The sequence below is a fragment of the Aerosakkonema funiforme FACHB-1375 genome, from assembly GCF_014696265.1.
In the GTDB taxonomy this organism is placed as follows: domain Bacteria; phylum Cyanobacteriota; class Cyanobacteriia; order Cyanobacteriales; family Aerosakkonemataceae; genus Aerosakkonema; species Aerosakkonema funiforme_A.
In genome coordinates, this window is the sequence record NZ_JACJPW010000098.1 from 25,194 (window position 1) to 31,314 (window position 6,121).

At 45.1% G+C, this 6,121-nt stretch carries 6 protein-coding genes and 1 pseudogene; 3 read left to right on the forward strand and 4 right to left on the reverse strand.

The features are described 5' to 3' along the window. Positions 1–33 precede the first annotated feature (33 nt). The gene (locus tag H6G03_RS28385; protein ID WP_190472177.1) at positions 34–1,860 is read right to left on the reverse strand and encodes an ABC transporter substrate-binding protein; all 1,827 of its coding nucleotides are present in this window, start codon (positions 1,858–1,860) and stop codon (positions 34–36) included. 318 nt (positions 1,861–2,178) lie between these two features. Continuing rightward, on the reverse strand, positions 2,179–2,427 hold the full coding sequence (locus H6G03_RS28390; RefSeq protein WP_190472179.1) for a hypothetical protein: 249 nt from the start codon (positions 2,425–2,427) through the stop codon (positions 2,179–2,181). Between the two features lie 113 nt (positions 2,428–2,540). Between H6G03_RS28390 and H6G03_RS28395 the strand changes: the two genes are divergently transcribed. The 3 genes from H6G03_RS28395 to H6G03_RS28405 all read left to right on the forward strand — a co-directional run bounded on the left by H6G03_RS28395 (position 2,541) and on the right by H6G03_RS28405 (position 3,941). Beyond that, the gene (locus H6G03_RS28395; RefSeq protein WP_190472182.1) at positions 2,541–2,741 is read left to right on the forward strand and encodes a hypothetical protein; all 201 of its coding nucleotides are present in this window, start codon (positions 2,541–2,543) and stop codon (positions 2,739–2,741) included. A gap of 148 nt (positions 2,742–2,889) precedes the next feature. Continuing rightward, positions 2,890–3,144, forward strand: a complete 255-nt coding sequence (locus H6G03_RS28400; RefSeq protein ID WP_322111990.1) for an adenylate/guanylate cyclase domain-containing protein — start codon at positions 2,890–2,892, stop codon at positions 3,142–3,144. A gap of 62 nt (positions 3,145–3,206) precedes the next feature. Beyond that, positions 3,207–3,941, forward strand: coding sequence for a hypothetical protein (locus tag H6G03_RS28405; RefSeq protein ID WP_190472185.1), 735 nt, complete (start codon positions 3,207–3,209; stop codon positions 3,939–3,941). A gap of 33 nt (positions 3,942–3,974) precedes the next feature. Here H6G03_RS28405 and H6G03_RS28410 read toward each other — a convergent pair whose 3' ends face one another. Then, on the reverse strand, positions 3,975–5,873 hold the full coding sequence (locus H6G03_RS28410) for an AAA family ATPase (protein WP_190472187.1): 1,899 nt from the start codon (positions 5,871–5,873) through the stop codon (positions 3,975–3,977). 54 nt (positions 5,874–5,927) lie between these two features. Continuing rightward, a pseudogene (locus H6G03_RS38320) lies at positions 5,928–6,121 on the reverse strand (RNA-guided endonuclease TnpB family protein); the annotation flags it as partial.

Below are 6,121 nucleotides of genomic sequence, written 5' to 3' on the forward strand. Positions count from 1 at the left end.
GAGCGATCGGATCGGGATCGAAAGGAATAAATATTATTCTTTAATAGAAGCAGGGACAGGTACAAAATCGTAGTTATTTGTAGAGGCAACAATTTTTACCAATTGTACGGGAGGATTGATGCGATCGCCTTTCTGTGAAAATTTAATTGTATCCGAGGCTCCTTGAGCAGAAAAATCAGGCCCAACAAGAGCATCTCGCACTCGCACTCGCGTCGCGTTTCCCTTGCTTGTCGATCTCTCGATCGCTGCAATCAAAGCTTTTGCCGCATCGTAAGACATGGCGGTGCGCCAGTTAATTTGGGCACCTCCCCAAAGCTGTTTGGCATTCTTAACAAAACCTGAATCTGGGTCGCCGTCGATATCCCAAGGAATAGCTACTACCATTCCCTCTACTGCTTTTCCACCATCTTGTAAAACTTTATCTCCATACACGTCATCTCCCCCCAAAAGACGCAATCGATTATTGTTGACTTGTGCAACCAGTAGTGCTTCTTTTAAGGAAGCTGTATTGGGCGCTAACATAATCGCTTCTGCTCCCCAATCGATAGCTTTTTCTACTTTTGGTTTAGCAATAAAGCCTTGAGATGACAAATCAAAAAAATTAGGTTCTGATGGAATTTCGATCGCTTCTCCACCTCTTTCCCCAAGAGCATTCGTAAATTCTCGCCTTAAAGAACGACTGTATGCACTCTGAGAATTATAGAAAACTGCTGCCTTTTGCATATGCAGATAGTCTACCATGTAATCGACTAATGCTTTTGCTGCTACAGAATCGCTAAAAACTGTCCGAAAAATATAGGGACTAGCACCTGATAATTCAACAGCCGTGCTGATCGGAGAAATTGCTACTAATTGCCCGAATTTGTAGATATCTTTTACCGCCAATGTTACCTGGCTAGCCCAATGTCCAACGACACCTAAAACTTGTGAAGTTTTTACTAAAGCTTCAGCCACTTTTTTGGCTTCGTTTTCCTTGTCGTCATCATTGACTACCACTACTTTTAACCTGACTCCATTAATGCCTCCATCGCGATTAGTTTCATCCTGAATTTGAGCTACTCCGCGCAAAATTTCGAGCGCATCGCCTGGGTCACGACCAATCGGAGCTACTACGGCGATCGTATATGCTTTCTCCTGTCCAATTCGTGCGTTATTGAGATATATTAGAGTTTCGGGGGAATTAGTATGTTTGGCGATTGCATCTTCAAAGTACTGCTTAGCTTGCGAATAATCACCTTTGGTAATTGCCTTAACTCCTAATTCTTTTAAATCTAGAAATGATTGATTGCCTTCACCTTCTTTCCCTATTAATATTGTTTGACCCATGCTCATCCTTTCCGGTAGTGGCTGGTCAAAATCCTGTAAATACTTTATGAGATAATTTGATATAATAATAATTGCTAACACCAGCGTAAATAAAACTATAAAATAAAAATACTTCTTGCCTATTCGTTCTGATTTAGTTGTCTCATATTTGATCAGATTTTTACCTTCGAGGTTAAAACCTTCGGGAAATGTGGTCTTGTCATCGTAAATAGCTGTTGTGAAGTTGGTTTCTCTAAGATCTGCGCCTGTGAAATTGGTTCCTTTTAAATTTGCCTCACTTAGATTTGCTTCACTCAAATTGGTGTTACTAAAGTTGGCTCGATTCAACCTGGCTTTATATAGGGAAGCTTTACTTAGGTTAGCTCCACTTAAAATTGCCCGACTTAAGGAAGCATTATTTAAGATCGCCCGACTCAGGTTGATTCCACTCAGGTTGACTCCAGTGAGGTTGACCTTAGACAGAACCACATCTTGAAAATTTCTTTCTCCTTTTGCGTATCGCTGTTTCAGGTCTTTAACATCTTTAACTTCCATATCAACTGCCCATCACGCCGTTGGCAAACAGTTTATCAGTTAGGGGAATGTCTATGACTGTGACTAATTTTACCTTGATGTTGCCAGAAAGGTACAATCACATTCTTTTTACTTTCTTCCTGTCATTCGATTGTGTATTATTCTTTTTCCCCTAGAGCCCCTCTGCTCCGGTCACCCCGGTCGCGGCTTCATACATATTCTTTGAGCGGGAAAGGAGTAGGTGAGTGAGGGACGAAGAAACCCGGTTTCTTGAAGAAACCGGGTTTCTGGGATTGACTTTTCGCTCGACTTGTACTTCCCTGTGTACCAAATTATCATCTACTTGAGAACCATAACTCGCGTACCCATAGCCGATGAGTTGCTTAATGCTTCCAAATGAGGGACTTGATTTGTCGATACAGGGGTGGGGGCAGTTTCAATAACCATATTTCGTGCTTTATCTTTAATAGACTTAAGTACCAGACGCACTACCCAGGAAGAAAGCTGCGGGTTTTGGTCAATTTCTGTTATCAGAGCATCTAAATCGTTAACAATAGCGATCATTGGGAAGTTGATATCGTTCTGCATAAGTTTGATGCCCTCTTTTTAATGTTTTCGTTCTCTAGGTTCAGAATAAAAAAATGCAGTTAGGATTTTGTCTCGTTGTGTGTCACTCTCTTAGGTGACTGTTTTTACTTCAAATGGCAAGTTGCGATCGCTTTGGCGCGAATCCTTGCGGTACAAGCAAGCTAAGCGGTTGCAGCGCGGTTGCATCGGGTGTTGGGAGAGATGGCTTTGGCGATCGCAGTGGACAATTAGCAGATCGTCACACACCTGTTTCCCTTGAAGATGCAGCTGAGGGGGGAGTGGAAGAGTGGGGGAGTGGGAGAGTAGGAGAGTGAGGGAGTGGGGAAGTGGGAGAACGAGATAGCGGGAAGAAATTCCTAATTTTGACTTTTGACTTTTGACTTTTGACTGCCTTTAAGTTACATTTTTGACTGCAACTCGATATGAGACCTCACCCATCTGTGCGAGCTGGCTGAATTGGCGGTGGCTGGGCGGCTGGATGGCGCGATCGCTCTGAAAAAGTTTATTTACAATCTGTGGCGAGATCCTGCGAACACAGCCAGTCGCATCAAATCTCAAGGGATATCGAATTGTATTCAAGTCACACCCGCAATTTATGAAGTATTAAAAAATCGGTATATTTTTGAGGAGCGGGGAATTATCCATGTACAAGGTAAGAGAGATATGACTACTTATCTCTTCAAAGGCAAACGTCCTCCAATGGAGGCCGAAGGATGATTTTTTCGATCTTTCAGCGGTGGGCATTGCTGACAAAACCTCGCTCCGTAATAGGATAAAATATGGGATACACGACAGAATTTGAGGGGGCTTTTTATCTAGACAAACGATTATTCGATAGCGAATTTCTTTATTTATTAGAGTTTTCCAGAACCAGACGTATGAAGCGAGATGTTACCATCTTGGCAGATGTTCCAGACCCCGCACGAGAAGCAGTTCATTTGTCGTTAGGTGAAGATGGCTGCTATTTTGTTAACGAAAAGTGGGATAGAGATTCAGAAATTTCGATTGTGGATTACAACCGACCGCCAGCCGGACAACCTGGGTTGTGGTGCCGATGGATTCCCAACTCTAATGGTAGCGGTATTCAGTGGGATGGCGGCGAGAAGTTCTATCACTACATCGAATGGTTGCAATATCTGATCGATCGCTTTATTCAACCTTGGGGTTATACGTTAAACGGAAAAGTTTATTGGCAAGGAGAAGAGCCCGATGATAACGGTAAGATTATAGTCGAAGATAACAAGATTGTTTGCCCTGAAGATGCTGAAGAATTGCTGAAATATGCCGTTTCGCCTGTCCGGATTCCACGAGGGGTTTTCCAAAGTCTGGAAGCGATCGAAAAAGCTGGCATAGCTTTAATAAATTGGCGTTGGGTAATGGACAAAGTGACAGTTTTAGGTCATCGGGAAACAGCAATGTGGATGGAATCTAATGTAGAAAAGTATTTTGATGGTTTGCAGCGAGGTTTTGAAGCTGATGGTAAGGTTTTGAAAAGTAAAGATGTGGTATTTTGATGTGCGATCGCTTAATTTTCATGTCAACCTCAGTTATTGCCATCCAGAAATTGGGTTGTTTGCAAGTTGTGCAGTGTTTGTTTGCAAGTGACTGCTGTTAGTGAAACGACGTTCTAGCAGAAATTGATAGGCAATTTCAAAATCTGCGGCAATAATGCACATACCAGTTGGGTTAGTTAATCCTTGCATACGATAGCGTCGAATCGCTTGCAAAGTAGCTTGATTGCAAAGCAGCGCCAGTTCCGCACCGTTCCAACCTTCTGTCCGCACAGCCCAAGCTACTAGGTTGACATCTGCGGCTAAGGGCCGATCGCGATTGTGAACGCGCAAAATTTCTAGGCGACTGGTGACATCAGGGAGATCTACTTTAAGTTGCAAATCGAGACGACCGGCTCTTAACAGAGCGGGGTCAATCATATCCGGTCGATTGGTGGCGGCGATAATCATCACATTGTCGCAGGATTGAACGCCATCAATCTCCGTGAGCAGTTGACCGACGACGCGAGCGCTCACACCGGAATCGCTCTCGGAAGTTCCCCCCCGCATGGGAAACAGAGTATCAATTTCATCAATAAAAATAACGCAGGGTGCTGCTTGCCTAGCTCTAGTAAACAAATCTCGCACGGCTTGTTCCGATGCACCTACCCAACGACTGTGCAGTTCGGCACCGGTGACGGCAACGAAATTTGCTCTTGCTTGAGAAGCGACAGCTTTAGCCAGAAGTGTTTTACCAGTTCCCGGTGGGCCCCAAAGTAGTATCCCGCGTGGAGAAATCGCTTTCATTTGGCGGTAGAGTTCGGGATAAAGCAAGGCACCTTCTACAGATTCTTGCAAAATATATTTAATGGTTTCCAGTCCGCCAATGGCATCCCAGGTAACAGTGGGGGTTTCGATCGCGACCGGACGCAGGACGGAAGGTTTGACATTTTGTAGCGCTGTCAAAAAATCTTGCTGACTGATGCTGAGATTGTTTGGGATGGGGGTGTGCAGAGAAGGAGCAAAGCGGTGCAAGGCATTGTAAGCTGCTTTCTGACAGAGAGCTTTCAAGTCAGCACCCACAAATCCGATCGCCAAATCTGCGATCGTCCCAAGATCGACATAGGGCTCTAAAGGCATAGAGCGAGTTTGAATCCGGAGAATTTCCAAACGTGCGTTGCGATCCGGAACTCGGAAATTCACTTCTCGATCGAATCGTCCGGGGCGACGCAGTGCCGGATCTACATGATCGGGACGGTTAGTTGCAGCTAGAACGATCACCCCATTCAGTTCTGCAAAACCATCCATAAGGCTCAAAAGTTGTGCGACTACCCGCTTTTCCACTTCACCTTCTACACTGGCGCGATTCGGTGCAAGGCTATCAATCTCGTCAATAAACACCAGACAAGGTGCTAATGTTCTAGCTTTCTGGAAAATCTGCCGCAGACGCGCCTCTGCCTCACCATAGTACTTACCCACCACCTCTGGGCCGGCGATCGCGATGTAGTTTACACCCAGTTCTCCTGCCAAGGCGCGAGCGGTGAGAGTTTTACCCGTTCCCGGTGGCCCAACGAGCAACACACCACGGGTAGGTTCTAATCCCAATCTTGCTAACAAGTCCGGACGCTTGAGCGGTATCGCAACCAAATCGTGCAGTTCTGCCAGGACATCCCTTAATCCCCCAATCTCTTGCAATGAAACTTGTCTGGTTTGCTCTAGATAAAGAGCGTTACTTTCTGGTGGCGATACTGGTTTATGTCCAGCAGGTCTTGAGCTCCGCATAGCTGTAACCGACGGTTGTTGAGATTGAGGAAAATTGCTGCGATCGGGGTTCGCGAACAAGTCAGAATTAGTGATGTGACTGGCATTATTCAGCGACTGTTGCTGCTGAGCCTTTTGCTGCTGGGCTTTTGCCAGTATCAACAGTTGTTGAAATTCTCGGAATAGCCTGCCCACATTTCGCCCCTACTGAATCTTAAGTTTGATGGGTTTCGTTGACACTCAAGAGCCCTAAAGGGACGGGGATTCTTCATTCATAGACTCAGCTTGCTTGCGACTGGATTACTCCAACCAAAGTAGCGGCCAAATCTCCTGAAGCGTTCGGATCTTCGATCCAAGTTCCGGTATGCCCTACCGTACTCAAGGCTACTTTTAGAATCATCAGTGCCGCATTCCAATCCCTGTCCAAAATCAATCCACATTTA